A 15,803-nucleotide genomic window follows, 5' to 3' on the forward strand; every position below is an offset into this window, starting at 1 on the left:
CACGGTCATGGCCAAAGCTGGATTTCGCCTCGCGTTGCTTGCCACTTTGCTGGCGTTGGTGGTGGTGCTGCTCGGCGCCTACACCCGCCTGACGCACGCGGGGCTAGGCTGCCCGGATTGGCCTGGCTGCTATGGTTTTATCAGCGTGCCGCAGACCGAGGCGCAACTGGCCCATGCCGAACTGCACTTTCCGGATACTCCGGTAGAGGCCGACAAGGGTTGGAGTGAAATGACCCATCGCTATTTCGCCGGCACCCTGGGCCTGTTGATTGTGTTGCTGGCGGCACGGGCCTGGTCGCAACGGCATCTGCCGGATCAGCCGCTCAAGCTGCCGCTGTTTATCTTGCTGGTGGTGCTGGCCCAGGCGGCTTTTGGCATGTGGACGGTGACGCTCAAACTGTGGCCGCAAGTGGTTACCGGGCATTTGCTCGGCGGTTTTGCGACCTTGAGCCTGCTGTTTTTGCTGACCCTGCGCCTGTCCGGCGTATTGCCTGCGCTGGCCGTGCCGCGGCGGTTGCAGCGTTGGGCTACGGCCGGGCTGGTGCTGGCGATCATGCAAATTGCGCTAGGTGGCTGGGTCAGCTCCAACTATGCCGCGGTGGCGTGTGTCGATGTGCCGACCTGTCACGGGCAATGGTGGCCCGAGGCTGATTTTGCCAATGGCTTTCATCTGACTCAGCACATTGGTCCCAACTACCTGGGCGGGCAACTGGACAGTGAAGCCCGCACCGCAATTCACCTTACCCACCGCCTCGGCGCGATGCTGCTGACCCTGGTATTGCTGGGCCTGGCCTGGCAGCTGCGCAAGGTCGGCATGACCCGCTTGGCCGGGTTGCTGCTGGTGGCCTTGGCGGCCCAAATCAGCCTAGGGCTTAGCAACGTACTGTTTGGCTTGCCGCTGGCGGTGGCGGTGGCACACAACGCCGGGGGCGCTGCGCTGTTGCTGACGCTGGTGCTGGTCAATTACCACGCACGAACGGCGCTGGTCAGGGTCAGGGCCCCGCGCTTTGCCCGCTGGACCTACAGCCTTAAAGGAGAGCAGCCGTGGCGACCGTGATTGGCGAACGCCCGCAGCAGGCGTTGTGGCGCGATTATCTGGAGCTGACCAAACCCAAAGTGCTGGTACTGATGCTGATTACCTCACTGGTGGGCATGTTTTTGGCAACACGCGCCGGAGTGCCCTGGACCGTGCTGATCTTCGGCAATCTGGGCATCGGCCTGTGTGCGGGGGGCGCGGCGGCGGTCAACCATGTGGTGGACCGGCGTATTGACGCGGTCATGGCGCGCACCCAGAAGCGGCCGCTGGCGCAGGGGCGAGTGTCGCCGCTTGCGGCGCTGGCATTCGCCTTGTTGCTGGCATTGGCGGGCATGGGCTTGTTACTGGCGTTTACCAACCCGCTGACGGCCTGGCTGACACTGGCGTCGCTGCTCGGCTATGCGGTGATTTACACCGGCTTCCTGAAGCGGGCCACGCCGCAAAACATCGTTATCGGCGGGTTGGCCGGGGCGGCGCCGCCATTGTTGGGCTGGGTGGCGGTGACGGGGCAGGTGACTGCCGAGCCTTTGCTGCTGGTGTTGATTATCTTCGCCTGGACCCCGCCGCATTTTTGGGCGCTGGCCATACATCGCAAGGAGGAATACGCCAAGGCGGATATTCCAATGTTGCCGGTAACCCATGGTGAGCACTACACCAAGGTGCATATCCTGCTGTACACCTTGGTATTGCTGGCGGTCAGCCTGCTGCCGTTTGTGATTCACATGAGCGGCTTGCTCTATCTGGCCTGTGCGCTAGGGTTGGGCGCACGCTTTCTGCATTGGGCGTGGGTGCTGTACCGTGGCACCCAGCCGCACGCGGCGATCAACACGTTCAAGTACTCTATCTATTACTTGTTCTTGCTGTTTATCGCGCTGCTTGTCGACCACTATCTAATGTTGAACCTATGACTAGAACTCAAAAAACCGTCTATATCCTCGTTGCGCTGGTGGCTTTGGTCATGGGCCTGACGTTTAACAAAATGATGTCGGGCAAAGGCCAGGGCGATAACACGTCGCTGATTGATGCAGGAATTATTTTGCTGCCGCAAAGCCGTCAGTTGCCGGACCTGAAGATGACCAATCAGGACGGTCAGCCGGTGGTGATGAATGAGCTGAAAGACAAATGGAGCATGCTGTTTTTTGGCTACACCTTCTGCCCGGACATCTGCCCGACCACCCTGGCGCAACTGCGCCAGATCAAAAGCGAGCTGCCTAAAGAGGTGCAGGACAAACTGCAAATCGTACTGGTCAGCGTCGACCCCAATCGCGACACCCCGCAACAGCTCAAGCAATACCTGGGCTACTTCGATCCGCAGTTTGTGGGTCTGACGCCGGGTTCTATCGATGAGCTGCAAACGTTGGCGAACGCGGTGAGCATCCCGTTTATCCCGGCGGATACCAGTAAACCGAATTACACGGTGGATCACAGCGGCAACCTGGCGTTGATCGGGCCGGACGGTACTCAGCGAGGTTTTATTCGCGCACCGTTTAGCACACCGAAGATGGTTGCCCAGTTGCCGGGGTTGGTTGAGAGGAAGTAAGGGGGCTGGATTTTGTAGCAGTTGCCGAAGGAACGAGGCTGCGTCCGGCGGCGCAGCCGTCGTAAAATCAGTACACGCGATCATTCAATTGAACCACGCACTCTGATTTTACGATCGCTTCGCAATCGAACGCAGCCTCGTTCCTTCGGCAGCTGCTACAGAACAGGCTTAGAACGCCGGAACGATGGCGCCTTTGTACTTCTCAAGAATGAACGCTTTTACTTCCGGGGTGTGCAGCGCTGCAACCAGCTTTTGCATGTCAGCCGAATCTTTATCGTCCGGGCGAGCTACCAGAATGTTCACGTAAGGCGAGTCGCTGCCTTCGATGACCAGTGCGTCTTTTTCCGGGTTCAGCTTGGCTTCCAGCGCATAGTTGGTGTTGATCAGCGCCAGATCAACCTGGGTCAGCACGCGCGGAATAGTGGCTGCTTCCAGCTCGCGGAACTTCAGGTTTTTCGGGTTGGCAGTGATGTCCTTGATCGTGGACAGGATGTTGCTCGAGTCCTTGAGCTTGATCAGGCCTGCCTTGTCCAGCAGCAGCAACGCGCGGCCGCCGTTGGTGGCGTCATTGGGGATCACGACGGTGCTGCCGTCCTTGATCTCATCAAGCTTTTTGTACTTGCTCGAATAAGCGCCCAGCGGCTCCAGGTGAACAGCGGCAACGCTGACCAGGTGGGTGCCCTTGGCCTTGTTGAACTCATCCAGGTACGGCTGGTGCTGGAAGAAGTTGGCGTCCAGACGCTTTTCGGCGACTTGTACGTTGGGCTGGATGTAGTCGGTGAAGACCTTGACCTTGAGGTTGACGCCCTCTTTGGCCAGTGCAGGTTTCACGAACTCCAGGATTTCGGCATGCGGCACCGGGGATGCGGCTACCGACAGATCGCCAGCGTGGGCCGAGAACGCAGCAACAGCTGCGACAGCAGCAAATAACTTCTTCATTCAGCAACTCCTTGTGAATACCTGAGGTCAGGTATCTGCCAGCCGCGGGCTGGCGGTTACGTTTATAAACTCGGGTCGCACTTACTTGCGGGAAAAGTGCACCACCAGCCTGTCGCCAACGGTCTGCAGAATTTGCACCAGAATCAGCAACAGCACCACTGTGACGATCATCACGTCCGGTTGGAAACGCTGGTAGCCGAACCGGATGGCCAAATCGCCCAGGCCGCCAGCGCCGACCACGCCCGCCATTGCGGTGTAGCCCACCAGCGTAATCGCGGTCACCGTAATCGCTGCAAATATGCCGGGGCGCGCTTCTGGCAACAAGGCGTTGGTAATAATTTGACGCGTATTGGCGCCCATTGCCTGGGTGGCTTCGATGATGCCGCGATCCACTTCACGAAAGGCGGTTTCAACAAGGCGTGCAAAGAATGGCGTGGCGCCCACCACCAGCGGCGGGATAGCCCCTGCAACACCCAATGATGTGCCGGTAATCATCACGGTGAAGGGGATCATGACGACCAACAGGATGATGAACGGCAGCGAACGCAGAATGTTCACCACAAACGACAGCGCGGCATACAGATTTTTTTGTTCAAGCAACTGGCGTGGGCTGCACAGAAACAGCAGGATGCCCAGCGGCAGGCCAAGCAACACGGTGAACAGCAGCGAACCGCTGAGCATGACCATGGTGTCGCCGGTGGCCAGCCAGATTTCGTACCAGTCGATATTGGCGAAAAAGCCCAAGAAAGTTTCCATTAGCGCAGCACCTCCATATGAACGTCAGCGGCAATGAAGCGGGCAAACGCCGCTTCCATGTCGCCACCGGTGATGGCGAGGGTCAGTTGCCCATAAGGGGTGTCTTTGATGCGGTCAATGCGACCGGCCAGGATGCTGTAGTCCACACCCGTTTCGCGGGCAATTGTGCCCAGCAAGGGTGCGTAGGTAGCTTCGCCCTGGAAGGTCAGGCGTACGATGCGGCCAGGGACGTGGGCGAAATCGTCGCGCTGCTCGCTCTCGTCGATTTGCTCGTCTTCTTGCACAAAACGCCGGGTGGTCGGGTGCTTGGGGTGCAGGAACACCTCGGCCACCGGGCCTTGCTCGACGATAACTCCAGCATCCATCACCGCCACTACGTCACACACGCGACGGATCACATCCATCTCGTGGGTGATCAGCACAATGGTCAGTTTCAGTTCGCGGTTGATCTCTGCCAGCAACTGCAAAACCGAGGCGGTGGTTTGTGGGTCGAGGGCACTGGTGGCCTCGTCGCACAGCAACACCTTGGGTTTGGTGGCCAGGGCACGGGCAATGCCCACACGTTGTTTTTGGCCGCCCGAGAGTTGCGCCGGGTATTTCTTGGCGTGATCGGACAAACCTACGCGTTCAAGCAGTTCGGCAACGCGCTGGTCGATGGCACTGCGGGACAATTCACCGGCCAGTGTCAGCGGCATCGCTACGTTATCGGCCACGGTTTTGGAGGCCAGCAGGTTGAAATGCTGGAAAATCATGCCGACTTGCTGACGGAAACGGCGCAGGCCGTTGGAATCCATCGCGGTCACGTCTTCGTTGTCGACGATGATCTGGCCGCCGCTCGGGGTTTCGAGGCGGTTGATCAGGCGCAGCAATGTACTTTTACCCGCGCCGGAGTGGCCGATCAGGCCGAACACCTGGCCGCTCTCGATACGCAAGCTGGTGGAGTGCAACGCGGGGATGTCCTTACCGGCAACCCGGTAAGTTTTATGAACGTTATGAAACTCAATCACGTAGCGAACCTTGTGGGCGCGTAAATAGAAGTTCAGCGGTAAGCCGGGCACGCATCTTATCGTGTCGGCATATGCTTGACTTAGCATTTATTAATGGCCAAACCTCTGATTTTGGAATAAGAAATCAGAGGTCAGAAAATGCCAATCGCCGCGTGTGCCAGTGTTGTGCAAGGGCACAAAACTCTGGGTTGGCACAGGCGGCGATTTTTTGTTTCAAGGCTTGCGCGGTGTCAGCACCAATTGCGCAGGCACATGGCGAATGATCTGACGCTCAAGGCTCAGGTCAAACCCGGGGTCGAGCTTTTTAACCCGCTTGCTGATCAGCGTTGCCAGCCAGGGGTAATCAGCCGTACGCGGAACCTGCAAGCTGACGGCACACTGGTAATTGACAATATCTTGCGCGATCAAATCCAGTTGATGGCGAAGTTTTTCAATATCGTCGATGTTCAGCGCTACGGTAGTACTTTCGGCTGCCGGGTCGATGACCTTGGCCGCAGGTCGGGCTTCTGCAGCCTTGAGCGCGGCTTCGGCCTTGTCCAGTTCGGCTTTACGGGCCTGGGTGATGGCGCTGTTGACGCCGCCAGTCAGTGCAGGTGCCTTGGGCATCAGGGCTCGAGCACGGCTCAGGGCAGTGGCTGCGGCGTTGACATCACCTTTTTGCAGAACGATCTGGCTGCGCTGCAAGTAGGCTTCGGCCAGCTGGCGCTGGTACTGCACCAGTTGTGGATCGTCCGGAGTTTGGGCCTGCAAGGCGCTCAGTTGGTCCTCAGCAGTCGCAAGTTCGCTGCTGGCCAGGTTTTTCTCCAGCTGTGCGATGGCCACAGCGCGTGCGTCGGCGGCAGTAGTGTCGGCCGACGGCGTGCTTTGGCAGGCGCCCAGCAGCAAGGAAAATGCGGCCAGGAGCAAGTAACGGGAGTTGAACAGCTTCATTCCTGCGGCTCTCTAAGTGCGCAAAAAACAAGCAAGTCTACACCCCTCGACGGGGCAGAACAAAACTCAGCAAAAACAGTGCGGCGGCACACACCACAATCGATGGTCCCGCTGGCGTGTCCTTGAACCATGACAGTGCAAGGCCACCACATACCGCCAGTACTCCAAGGGCGCTGGCACCCAGTGCCATTTGCTCCGGAGAACGGGCATGACGTTGAGCTGCTGCTGCCGGAATAATCAGCAAGGAAGTGATCAGCAGTACGCCGACGATTTTCATCGCCACGGCAATCACCACTGCAATAAGCAGCATCAGGGTCAAGCGTAATGCTGCGACGGGCAAGCCTTCAACCATCGCCAATTCTTCATGCACAGTGATTGCCAGTAACGGGCGCCACAGCGCAACCAGCAAGGTCAGCACGGCAGCGCTGCCGCCCAGAATCCACATCAGATCGGTTGGGCTGATGGCCAGTAGGTCACCAAACAGATATGCCATCAGATCGATCCTAACTTCATGCATGAAGCTTAGTACGACCAGCCCGAGGGACAAGGTGCTGGGTGCGAGAATTCCGAGCAGTGTGTCGGAAGCAAGCGATTGGCGCTGTTGAAGCGTGACTAGCAGCACCGCTAGCAACAGGCATCCCACGGTCACGGCAATGGTCGGGCTGATATCCAGCAAGAAACCCATTGCCACGCCCAGCAGGGCCGCGTGCGACAGCGTGTCGCCGAAATAAGCCATGCGCCGCCACACCACGAATGAACCCAGAGGGCCTGCAACAAGTGCCAAAGCCAGGCCTGCCAGCAGGGCGTAAAGCAGAAAATCAGCCATGCTTGCAGCCTTCTCCATGAACGTGGGCGGATGCCGCCGGGGTGCCTTCGCTGACCACCGAGCCATGTAAATCATGGGCGTGGTCGTGATGGTGGTGATAAATCGCCAGGCTTTGCGCGTTTTTGCCAAACAGCTCAACAAAGGCCGGGTCGCCGCTTACCTGCTCCGGATGACCCGAGCAGCAGACGTGGCGGTTGAGGCACACCACCTGATCGGTGGTGCTCATGACCAGATGCAGATCGTGCGAGACCATCAGCACGCCGCAGCCGTGACGGTCGCGCAGGCGGGTGATCAGGGCGTACAACTCTGATTGGCCCGCTACGTCCACGCCTTGTACCGGTTCGTCGAGCACCAGCAGTTCGGGCTTGCGCAACAGGGCACGGGCCAGCAGCACGCGTTGCATTTCACCGCCTGAAACGCTCTGTACCGGACTGTCGATGACCTTTTCGGCCCCAACCTCTTTGAGTGCGGCCAGTGCCTGAGCGCGATCCACCCCCGGCACCAGGCGCAAAAAACGCAGTACGGACAGTGGCAAGGTAGGATCGACGTGCAGTTTTTGCGGCATATACCCGACGCGCAGCTTTGGTTTGCGCCAAACACTGCCGCTGTTGGGTTTGAGCAGGCCGAGCACGGCCTTGACCAGCGTGGTTTTACCCGCGCCGTTGGGGCCGATCAGGGTCACGATCTGGCCCGGCTCAACGCTCAGCTCAATGTTGTCGAGTACGTTTTGCCCGGCATAGGTCACGGTCACGTGTTGCAGGCGAATCAGTGCAGCGCTCATCAGGCCTCCCGGCAACCCGAACACAAACCAACCACTTCGACGGTCTGGCCTTCGACAGTAAAGCCGACATCGCGCGCGCTCTGGATAATCGCGTCACTGATGGTTTTTTGTTCAAGTTCAATGGCCGCATGGCAGCTGCGGCAAATCAGGAATTGGCCTTGATGCGGATGTTCGGGGTGGCTGCAGCCGACAAAGGCATTAAGCGACGAAATGCGGTGTACAAGGCCGTTATCTAACAGGAAGTCCAATGCCCGATAAACGGTCGGCGGTGCAGCGCGGCGCCCATCCTGCTCGCTGAGTACCGCCAGGATGTCGTAGGCGCCGAGCGGCTTGTGGCTCTGCCACACCAGCTCCAGCACTCGTCGACGCAATGCGGTCAGGCGCAGGCCCTTTTGTGCGCACAGGACATCTGCCTCAGTAAGCGCACTGTGGACACAATGAGAATGGTCATGTGGACGACTGGCAAGCGGTGTTATAGGCATGGGCGGCGACGATTTTTGAGAGAGACGTTATTATGTTACCTGTTTCAGCCACCATGAGTGCTCATCGTGCCCCGTCTTTTTTCCTTATTTCTTGCTCTAAGTGCCAGTTTGCTTGTGATTAACCCGGCTCAGGCCGAGGTCAATGTGCTGACCAGCATCAAACCGCTACAGCTGATTGCAGCTGCCGTACAGGACGGCGTCGGGCACCCGGAGGTGCTTTTGCCGCCTAACGCCTCGCCGCATAACTATGCGTTGCGCCCATCCGACGTACGGCGTGTGCAGTCGGCTGATCTTTTGTACTGGATCGGCCCGGACATGGAAGGCTTTTTGCCCCGGGTGATCAAGACCCGCACCCTGCCATCGGTAACGGTACAAGCCCTGCCGGGATTGAAGTTGCGTCATTTCACCGAAGATAGCCACTCGCACGAAGAAGATGCGGCTGAACACGATCACGATCATCGTCCCGGTACGCTGGATGCTCACCTGTGGCTGGCCCCGGACAACGCGCGGGTGATCGCTGCCAAAATGGCGGCGGACCTGAGCGCAAAAGATCCGGCCAATGCGGCGAAATATCAGAGCAACCTCAAGGCTTTCAATGAGCGTCTGGATGCATTGAATGCGCGCCTTAAAGCGCGCTTGGCGGGCATTGCCGACAAACCGTTCTTCGTCTTCCATGAAGGCTACGACTACTTTGAAAGCGCCTACGGCCTTAAACACGCGGGTACGTTCAGTGTGGCTTCGGAAGTGCAGCCGGGTGCTCAGCACGTAGCGGCCATGCGCAAGCGCTTGCAGGAAGTGGGCAAGACCTGTGTGTTCAGTGACCCGCCGCTGCGTCCGCGCCTGGCGGATACTCTGACTGCGGGCTTGCCGGTCAAGTTGGCGGAACTGGATGCGTTGGGTGGCTACACCCCGGCGACAGCGCAGGGTTATGAGCAGTTGCTGGAAAAGCTGGGCAATGACCTGGCGGGGTGCCTGGAGAGTTTGTAAGGCTGAGTTGACGCTAAACGCGTAGCAGCTGCCGTAGGAACGAGGCTGCGTTCGATTGCGAAGCAATCGTAAAATCAGGATGCGCGTTTCAATTGAATGATCGCTTGTGCTGATTTTACGACGGCTACGCCGCCGGACGCAGCCTCGTTCCTTCGGCAGCTGCTACGAAAATACTTACAACGCGAACGGCAGATGGAGGGTTACTTTCTGACGCAATGCCAGGCGCGTTTCAAATTCGCCCGGATCGTGAATCAGCACGTCCTGACCGGCAAAAGTCTGGGCGGCGATCAGGCGTGACAACCAGAACCGCACGCAGGCAATACGCAGCATGGTTGGCCACAGCTCGGCCTCACTGGCAGTGAACGGGCGCAGAGCAGCATAGGCGCCAAGCAGTGCGCGCGCGCGCGGGCCATCAATTTGACCTTCTTCGTCAGCGCACCAGTCATTCAGGGCAATCGCCACGTCGTACAGCATCGGCCCAGAGCAGGCGTTGTAAAAGTCGATCAGCCCCGTCAGGTGCGTGCCTTCGAACATCGCGTTATCGCGAAACAAATCGCCGTGCAGATTGGCCCGGGGAAGCGCCAGAATCTGTGCCTTGTGCTCAGTGATTTCCTGGAGCGCCTTTTGCAGCAGTTCAGCCGAGTCAGGCGTCAGGTCGGCCATCAGCGCTGGCCCTTCAGCCAGCATCCAGTCCAGACCGCGGTCAGTCTTGCGCTCCAGCACATTGTTGCGGGTGGCGGTATGCAAGTGGCCGAGCAACTCCCCGACTTGAGCGCAGTGCTGGGCGTTGGCTTCACGAATGTGCTTGCCCGCGAGGCGCGGCTGCAGCAGCGCCGGCTTGCCCTTGAGTTCACGCAGGGCTTGTCCGTCAACGGTGCGCAGGGCGAAAGGCACCGGCAAATCGGCCTCATGCAGCACATCCAGCAACTCGATAAAGAACGGCATCTCTTTGACCGGACCGCGCTCAACCAGGGTCAGGACAAACTCACCCTGCTCCAGGCTGATGAAGTAGTTGGTATTTTCGCTACCCGCGGCAATCCCCTGGAAATCGAGCAGGCGGCCGAGTTCGTAAGGCGCAAGGAAGGTTTCCAACTCGCTGCGAGTCAGTGGGGTGAATACAGACATGATTTAAATTGCCAGTACGGGCGCCGTGCGAGGCGGCGCCAATTAAAGTTAAGACGCTACTTCCATTCGAAGATTTTCCACGAAGGAATCAGCATATCCGGCTGGTCGGAACGGATGTAATTGGCATCAGTACCATCAGCGCGTACCAAAAAGTACGGTTTGCCCCCTTTTGGGGTGACCTTGATGGCGTACAGAAAACCGTTTTGACGGTATTCCTGAATGGTTTTATCGCCTTCCGTGCGAATGGTTACATCTGGATCGGCGGTGACTGCTTCATCTGCTGCGAAGGTTACCAGCGGAGTGAATGCAAACAAACCGGTCAGCAACAGGCGATTGAGTGTGCGCATGATAACCTTGTCCCTTTGTCGTCATTGGTCCGGACATTCTAGCGCCGGACTCGCCGAAAAGGTTGATCCTGCTCATGAGCCAAGCTCCCCTCGTCCTGGTGGACGGTTCTTCATATCTGTACCGCGCTTTTCACGCGCTGCCGCCGCTGACTACGTCCAAGGGCCTGCCCACCGGCGCCGTAAAGGGCGTGTTGAACATGCTCAAAAGCCTGCGCAAGCAGTATCCGGACAGTCCGTTTGCGGTGGTTTTTGATGCCAAGGGCGGGACATTTCGCGATGACATGTACGCCGAATACAAGGCCAATCGCCCGAGCATGCCCGATGACATGCGGGTGCAAATCGAGCCATTGCACGCCAGCGTGATCGCGCTGGGTTTCCCTTTACTGTGCGTTGAAGGCGTTGAGGCGGACGATGTAATCGGTACTCTGGCCCGCAGCAGCGCCGCGGCAGACCGACCGGTGGTCATCTCGACCGGCGACAAGGACATGGCGCAACTGGTCGATGGGCACATCACCTTGGTCAACACCATGACCGGCAGCGTGATGGACATTGAGGGCGTTAAAGAGAAGTTTGGCGTCTCGCCCGAGCAGATCATCGACTATCTCGCGCTGATGGGCGATTCGTCCGACAACATTCCTGGGGTGCCGGGTATTGGTCCAAAAACCGCTTCTGGTTTGCTGGTAGGCGTAGGCGGGGGGCTGGTCGACCTATACGAAAAACTCGATATCGTGCCGACCCTGCCCATCCGTGGCGCGAAAAATCTGCCCGCCAAACTTGAAGAACACCGGGAAATGGCATTTTTGTCGTACCAGTTGGCCACGATCAAGATCGATGTGCCGCTGGACGTCGGCCTGGAAGACTTGCACCTCAAGGCCCCCGACTGCGAAAAACTGATTGAGCTATACACCGAACTGGAATTCAAAAGCTGGATTGCCGAGGTTGAGCGCGAGGCCAAGCGTGCCGGCCAGGTTATTGTTCATGAAGCGCCTGAAGCCCCGGCCGAAGCGCAACAGCAGTACGAAACCATCCTTGATCAGGTTCGTTTCGATGTGTGGCTGAAAAAGCTCAACGACGCCAAGTTGATTGCCTTTGATACCGAAACCACTGGCCTTGATGCGCAGAAGGCGCAGCTGGTGGGGCTGTCGTTCGCGGTCAAACCCGGCGAAGCGGCCTACATTCCGTTGACCCACTCCTATATGGGCGTGCCCGAGCAGCTGGATCGCGACACTGTTTTGCGTGCTCTCAAGCCGTTGCTGGAAGACCCGAGCAAAGCCAAGGTCGGACAACACGCCAAGTACGACATGAATATTCTGGCCAACTGCGCCATCGGTGGCGATCAGGCGTGCGGGATCATGGTGCAGGGCGTTGCCTTTGACACCATGCTTGAGTCCTATGTGCTCGACTCCACGGGCAGCCGTCACGATATGGACAGCCTGGCCCTCAAGTACCTGGGGCACACCACCACCAGCTTCCAGGACATCGCAGGCAAAGGCGCCAAGCAACTGACCTTTGACCAGATTTCGCTGGAACAGGCCGGGCCGTACGCAGCTGAAGACGCCGACGTGACCCTGCGCTTGCACCATGTACTGCACGAAAAGCTGGCTGCAATTCCAAGCCTGAACACCGTGTTGACTGATATTGAAATGCCGCTGGTGCCGGTACTGGCGCGTATTGAGCGTCAGGGTGCACTGGTGGATGCCAATCTGCTGGGCATTCAGAGCGTTGAGCTGGGTGACAAGCTGGTTGCGCTTGAGCGTGAGGCTTTCGCTATCGCGGGTGAGGAATTCAATCTAAGTTCGCCTAAGCAATTGGGTGTGATTCTGTATGAAAAACTCGGTCTGCCGATTATCAGCAAAACTGCCAAAGGCCAGCCTTCGACCGCCGAAGCGGTGTTGGCCGAACTGGCCGAGCAGGACTTTCCGCTGCCCAAGGTACTGATGCAGTACCGCTCGATGAGCAAGCTGAAAAGCACTTACACCGATCGCCTACCTGAGCAAATCAATCCGCGTACGGGGCGAATTCATACGTCCTACCACCAGGCGGTCACGGCCACCGGTCGTTTGTCCTCCAGTGATCCAAACCTGCAGAACATTCCGATTCGTACCGCAGAAGGTCGGCGGATTCGTCAGGCGTTTGTAGCCCCTAAAGGCTACAAACTGCTGGCGGCGGACTACTCGCAAATCGAATTGCGGATCATGGCGCACCTGGCCAAGGACGAAGGCCTGCTGCACGCCTTCCGCAACAATCTGGACGTGCACAGCGCCACGGCCGCCGAGGTATTCGGGGTTGAGTTGGCTAATGTGACCACCGACCAGCGTCGCAGCGCCAAGGCGATCAACTTCGGTCTGATCTACGGCATGAGTGCCTTTGGCCTGGCCAAGCAAATCGGTGTCGACCGCAAACAGTCTCAGGCCTATATCGACCGCTATTTTGCGCGCTACCCGGGGGTGCTGGACTACATGGAGCGGACCCGCACCCAGGCCGCCGAGCAAGGCTATGTCGAGACCATTTTCGGTCGACGCCTGTACCTGCCGGAAATCAACGCGAAAAACCCGGCACTGCGCAAAGGTGCCGAGCGCACGGCAATCAACGCCCCGATGCAGGGCACTGCGGCCGATATCATCAAGAAAGCCATGGTGGCTGTGGATAACTGGCTGAGTGCGTCTGGCCTGGATGCCCGCGTCATCCTGCAGGTACACGATGAATTGGTACTCGAAGTACGCGAAGACCTGGTGGATCAGGTGCGCGATGAGGTGCGTGTACACATGAGTGATGCAGCCAAGCTCGATGTGCCGCTGGTGGTCGAAGTGGGTGTGGGCAACAACTGGGATGAGGCGCACTAAAGGGGCTGCACACAGTTTCTTTCTGTGGGAGCGGGCTTGCTCGCGATGCAAGCGCCGCGGTGTATCTGATAAACCGCGGCGATACCATCGCGAGCAAGCCCGCTCCCACATAAGATTTGAGGGCTTAATTCAAAGAGTTTTTAAGCCTTCGGAACTAAATCTGCCAATCACCATCAGATTTATTGAATGGCTGCTGAAGCCCTTCAATGCTCCTAATGTTGTGTTAAGTGTTGGCAGATATCTGGACCCCGCCCTAGCGGTCCAGTACTTGAACCCCGAACTTCCTTCCCCCATGCGAAGTCCGGGGTTTTTTTGCCTGCGATTTCTTACTCGCCGGCCTCAACCAGTTCTTCGCCTTTGTTCGGCAGCTCCATCCAGCGTGCCAGCACGGTGTACGCTTCTTCCAGGCCCATGCGTTTAGGGGTGGAGAACAATTGGATGGTGACGGCATCACCCCATTGCTTGCGAATGTCCGACTGGATTTTGAGCAGCGTATTTTTTGCAGCGCCGTACGTCAGTTTGTCTGCTTTGGTCAGCAAAATGTGCATCGGCATGCCGCTCGACACGGTCCAGTCGAGCATCAACAGGTCGAAATCGGTCATTGGATGACGGATATCCATCATCAAAATCACGCCTCGCAGGCTTTCACGGCTGCCGAAATAGGCTTCCAGGTGACGCTGCCAGTGCAGCTTCAGCGGGATTGGCACCTTGGCGTAGCCGTAACCCGGCAGGTCGACCAGGCGACGTTCTTCGTCCAGCTGGAAGAAGTTCAGCAGTTGCGTACGCCCAGGCGTTTTCGACGTACGCGCCAGGCTGGCGTGGGTCAAAGTGTTGAGTGCACTGGACTTGCCGGCGTTGGAGCGCCCGGCAAACGCGACTTCGTAGCCTTCGTCGTCGGGGCATTGATCGACTTTGGCAGCGCTGAGCATGAAGGTAGCCTGTTGGCACAGACCGAGAATGGGGTTCTTGAGTTGCATGGGATTTCCGATGTGAGCGGCGTCAGGAATGGACGCGGCGAGCGTGTCGTTTCCGTTTCAGTGACGCCAGTATATAATGCCGCAGATTTTGTGTGCGCTTTGTCCCAGCGTAGGATGAAGAACACGGGAGCGAAAAACCTAGGTTGCGCATTAGAACGCAGCAGGCTCCCAACCCTGAAAAGGTCGTTTTATGACGAAATGGCTGCTAGTGCCGGTGTCTTGATGCCACGTTACAGCATTCAGGCTACACAGGATCCGGAAGCCGTGTACAACCGCGTTTGTATTGTTTGCCATGCTGGTCAGCTTAAGGCCAAGGTTTGAGCACGGTATGGAAGCGCTGGTGCAACACGTGACCCAGGGTTTCAAGGCGATGCCGCCGCGTGGTTTGTGCATGGACTGCAGTGTCGAGAATTACCGATCCGTCCTACAGTGGATGAACGAGTAAGCCCGGCCCATAACTCTTTAACCCTTAGCCGTAGTTGGATTAGCTGATGAACAAATTACTAGTGAGTCTGCTGTTGACCTTGGGCGTCACCGGTATTGCCCAGGCTGCAGGCACCGCTCTTGTAGGCGATGCTGCTGCAGGTCAGGCAAAAACCGCTGTATGTGGCGCTTGTCACGGTCCAGACGGCAATAGCATGGCCCCAAACTTTCCAAAACTTGCCGGGCAGGGTGATCGCTACCTGCTCAAGCAGTTGCATGAAATCAAGGACGGCAAGCGCCAGGTGCTGGAAATGACCGGCCTGCTGGCGAACCTGAACGATCAGGACCTTGCCGACATCGCTGCTTACTACTCAAGCCAAAAAAACTCGGTTGGCGCAGCTGACCCGGCACTGGTTGCCCAGGGTGAAGCCTTGTTCCGTGGCGGTAACCTTGAGAAAGGCATGCCAGCCTGCACCGGATGCCACTCGCCGGACGGTCAAGGCAACGCAGCAGCCGGCTTCCCGCATTTGGGCGGTCAGCATGCAAGCTATATCGAGAAGCAGCTGACTGATTTCCGCGAAGGCGATCGCACCAACGATGGTGATTCGATGATCATGCGCGGCATCGCTGCCAAGATGAGCAACAAGGACATCAAGGCGCTGGCCAGCTACATTCAAGGTCTGCACTAAGGCTGTAACGGTCGCGGGGCCAGGTGTTGATACGTCTGGCCACGTTAACGATCGTTTAATCCTTGAATGGGAACCTCAAAGGGCAGCTTCGGCTGCCCTTTTTCATGGCATCTAC

General features: G+C 58.0%; 16 protein-coding genes and 1 pseudogene. 7 read left to right on the top strand and 10 right to left on the bottom strand.

The genetic code is table 11. From position 1 onward, the window contains the following. The first annotated feature begins 7 nt into the window (after positions 1–7). Genes N7D90_RS00990 through N7D90_RS01000 form a run of 3 tightly spaced genes read left to right on the top strand, consistent with a single transcriptional unit; the run spans position 8 to position 2,576 of the window. Complete coding sequence (locus tag N7D90_RS00990) at positions 8–1,057, top strand: COX15/CtaA family protein (RefSeq protein ID WP_261740490.1); 1,050 nt, start codon at positions 8–10, stop codon at positions 1,055–1,057. Then, positions 1,045–1,944 (top strand): heme o synthase, encoded by a 900-nt coding sequence (gene cyoE / locus N7D90_RS00995; RefSeq protein ID WP_261740491.1) that lies wholly within the window; start codon positions 1,045–1,047, stop codon positions 1,942–1,944. Before N7D90_RS00990 ends, cyoE begins: the two co-directional genes overlap by 13 nt. Next, positions 1,941–2,576, top strand: coding sequence for an SCO family protein (locus N7D90_RS01000; RefSeq protein WP_261740492.1), 636 nt, complete (start codon positions 1,941–1,943; stop codon positions 2,574–2,576). The genes cyoE and N7D90_RS01000 overlap by 4 nt, the downstream gene beginning before the upstream one ends. Before the next feature lie 168 nt (positions 2,577–2,744). Here N7D90_RS01000 and N7D90_RS01005 read toward each other — a convergent pair whose 3' ends face one another. The 7 genes from N7D90_RS01005 to N7D90_RS01035 form a co-directional block, all read right to left on the bottom strand. Then, a complete protein-coding gene (locus N7D90_RS01005) occupies positions 2,745–3,515 on the bottom strand; it encodes a MetQ/NlpA family ABC transporter substrate-binding protein (protein WP_261740493.1) in 771 nt (256 codons plus the stop codon). An 81-nt stretch (positions 3,516–3,596) separates the two neighbouring features. Further along, positions 3,597–4,271 (bottom strand): methionine ABC transporter permease, encoded by a 675-nt coding sequence (locus N7D90_RS01010; protein ID WP_261740494.1) that lies wholly within the window; start codon positions 4,269–4,271, stop codon positions 3,597–3,599. Beyond that, the gene (locus N7D90_RS01015; RefSeq protein ID WP_261742532.1) at positions 4,271–5,278 is read right to left on the bottom strand and encodes a methionine ABC transporter ATP-binding protein; all 1,008 of its coding nucleotides are present in this window, start codon (positions 5,276–5,278) and stop codon (positions 4,271–4,273) included. The genes N7D90_RS01010 and N7D90_RS01015 overlap by 1 nt, the downstream gene beginning before the upstream one ends. A gap of 213 nt (positions 5,279–5,491) precedes the next feature. Then, positions 5,492–6,208 carry a PA5502 family lipoprotein gene (locus N7D90_RS01020; protein ID WP_261740495.1) on the bottom strand — a complete coding sequence of 239 codons (717 nt, stop codon included), beginning with the start codon at positions 6,206–6,208 and terminating at the stop codon, positions 5,492–5,494. A 37-nt stretch (positions 6,209–6,245) separates the two neighbouring features. Next, the gene (znuB, locus tag N7D90_RS01025) at positions 6,246–7,034 is read right to left on the bottom strand and encodes a zinc ABC transporter permease subunit ZnuB (RefSeq protein WP_261740496.1); all 789 of its coding nucleotides are present in this window, start codon (positions 7,032–7,034) and stop codon (positions 6,246–6,248) included. Next, positions 7,027–7,815: a zinc ABC transporter ATP-binding protein ZnuC gene (gene znuC / locus N7D90_RS01030; protein ID WP_261740497.1), complete on the bottom strand. Its 789-nt coding sequence runs from the start codon at positions 7,813–7,815 to the stop codon at positions 7,027–7,029. The genes znuB and znuC overlap by 8 nt, the downstream gene beginning before the upstream one ends. Continuing rightward, on the bottom strand, positions 7,815–8,297 hold the full coding sequence (locus tag N7D90_RS01035) for a Fur family transcriptional regulator (RefSeq protein WP_261740498.1): 483 nt from the start codon (positions 8,295–8,297) through the stop codon (positions 7,815–7,817). Before N7D90_RS01035 ends, znuC begins: the two co-directional genes overlap by 1 nt. A 66-nt stretch (positions 8,298–8,363) precedes the next feature. On the opposite strand from N7D90_RS01035, the gene znuA reads away from it, so the two are divergent. Continuing rightward, on the top strand, positions 8,364–9,284 hold the full coding sequence (gene znuA, locus N7D90_RS01040; protein ID WP_261740499.1) for a zinc ABC transporter substrate-binding protein ZnuA: 921 nt from the start codon (positions 8,364–8,366) through the stop codon (positions 9,282–9,284). Between the two features lie 174 nt (positions 9,285–9,458). On the opposite strand, the gene N7D90_RS01045 is transcribed toward znuA, so the two are convergent. Then, entirely contained in the window at positions 9,459–10,409 is a 951-nt protein-coding gene (locus N7D90_RS01045) for a homoserine kinase (RefSeq protein ID WP_261740500.1), read from the bottom strand. 56 nt (positions 10,410–10,465) lie between these two features. Then, entirely contained in the window at positions 10,466–10,756 is a 291-nt protein-coding gene (locus N7D90_RS01050; protein WP_019828138.1) for a DUF2782 domain-containing protein, read from the bottom strand. A gap of 74 nt (positions 10,757–10,830) precedes the next feature. On the opposite strand from N7D90_RS01050, the gene polA reads away from it, so the two are divergent. Next, a complete protein-coding gene (gene polA / locus N7D90_RS01055; RefSeq protein WP_261740501.1) occupies positions 10,831–13,599 on the top strand; it encodes a DNA polymerase I in 2,769 nt (922 codons plus the stop codon). A 326-nt stretch (positions 13,600–13,925) separates the two neighbouring features. Here polA and yihA read toward each other — a convergent pair whose 3' ends face one another. Next, positions 13,926–14,576 (bottom strand): ribosome biogenesis GTP-binding protein YihA/YsxC, encoded by a 651-nt coding sequence (yihA, locus tag N7D90_RS01060; protein WP_261740502.1) that lies wholly within the window; start codon positions 14,574–14,576, stop codon positions 13,926–13,928. Positions 14,577–14,766: 190 nt separating this feature from the next. Here yihA and N7D90_RS01065 point away from each other — a divergent pair. Both N7D90_RS01065 and N7D90_RS01070 read left to right on the top strand, forming a co-directional pair. Beyond that, a pseudogene (locus tag N7D90_RS01065) lies at positions 14,767–15,021 on the top strand (c-type cytochrome). 46 nt (positions 15,022–15,067) lie between these two features. Then, positions 15,068–15,688 carry a c-type cytochrome gene (locus N7D90_RS01070; protein ID WP_261740503.1) on the top strand — a complete coding sequence of 207 codons (621 nt, stop codon included), beginning with the start codon at positions 15,068–15,070 and terminating at the stop codon, positions 15,686–15,688. The last annotated feature ends 115 nt before the right edge of the window (positions 15,689–15,803 follow it).

The sequence above is a fragment of the Pseudomonas fragi genome (assembly GCF_025426255.1).
GTDB lineage: Bacteria > Pseudomonadota > Gammaproteobacteria > Pseudomonadales > Pseudomonadaceae > Aquipseudomonas > Aquipseudomonas kulmbachensis.

Bases quoted from the DNA above. Each gene is read 5' to 3' on its own strand.
- N7D90_RS01000 (WP_261740492.1), top strand. From the start codon at position 1,941: ATGACTAGAACTCAAAAAACCGTCTATATCCTCGTTGCGCTGGTGGCT.
- yihA (WP_261740502.1), bottom strand. From the start codon at position 14,576: ATGCAACTCAAGAACCCCATTCTCGGTCTGTGCCAACAGGCTACCTTC.
- N7D90_RS01010 (WP_261740494.1), bottom strand. From the start codon at position 4,271: ATGGAAACTTTCTTGGGCTTTTTCGCCAATATCGACTGGTACGAAATC.
- N7D90_RS01050 (WP_019828138.1), bottom strand. From the start codon at position 10,756: ATGCGCACACTCAATCGCCTGTTGCTGACCGGTTTGTTTGCATTCACT.
- znuB (WP_261740496.1), bottom strand. From the start codon at position 7,034: ATGGCTGATTTTCTGCTTTACGCCCTGCTGGCAGGCCTGGCTTTGGCA.
- N7D90_RS01045 (WP_261740500.1), bottom strand. From the start codon at position 10,409: ATGTCTGTATTCACCCCACTGACTCGCAGCGAGTTGGAAACCTTCCTT.
- N7D90_RS01070 (WP_261740503.1), top strand. From the start codon at position 15,068: ATGAACAAATTACTAGTGAGTCTGCTGTTGACCTTGGGCGTCACCGGT.
- N7D90_RS00990 (WP_261740490.1), top strand. From the start codon at position 8: ATGGCCAAAGCTGGATTTCGCCTCGCGTTGCTTGCCACTTTGCTGGCG.
- N7D90_RS01020 (WP_261740495.1), bottom strand. From the start codon at position 6,208: ATGAAGCTGTTCAACTCCCGTTACTTGCTCCTGGCCGCATTTTCCTTG.
- N7D90_RS01005 (WP_261740493.1), bottom strand. From the start codon at position 3,515: ATGAAGAAGTTATTTGCTGCTGTCGCAGCTGTTGCTGCGTTCTCGGCC.
- N7D90_RS01035 (WP_261740498.1), bottom strand. From the start codon at position 8,297: ATGCCTATAACACCGCTTGCCAGTCGTCCACATGACCATTCTCATTGT.
- polA (WP_261740501.1), top strand. From the start codon at position 10,831: ATGAGCCAAGCTCCCCTCGTCCTGGTGGACGGTTCTTCATATCTGTAC.
- znuC (WP_261740497.1), bottom strand. From the start codon at position 7,815: ATGAGCGCTGCACTGATTCGCCTGCAACACGTGACCGTGACCTATGCC.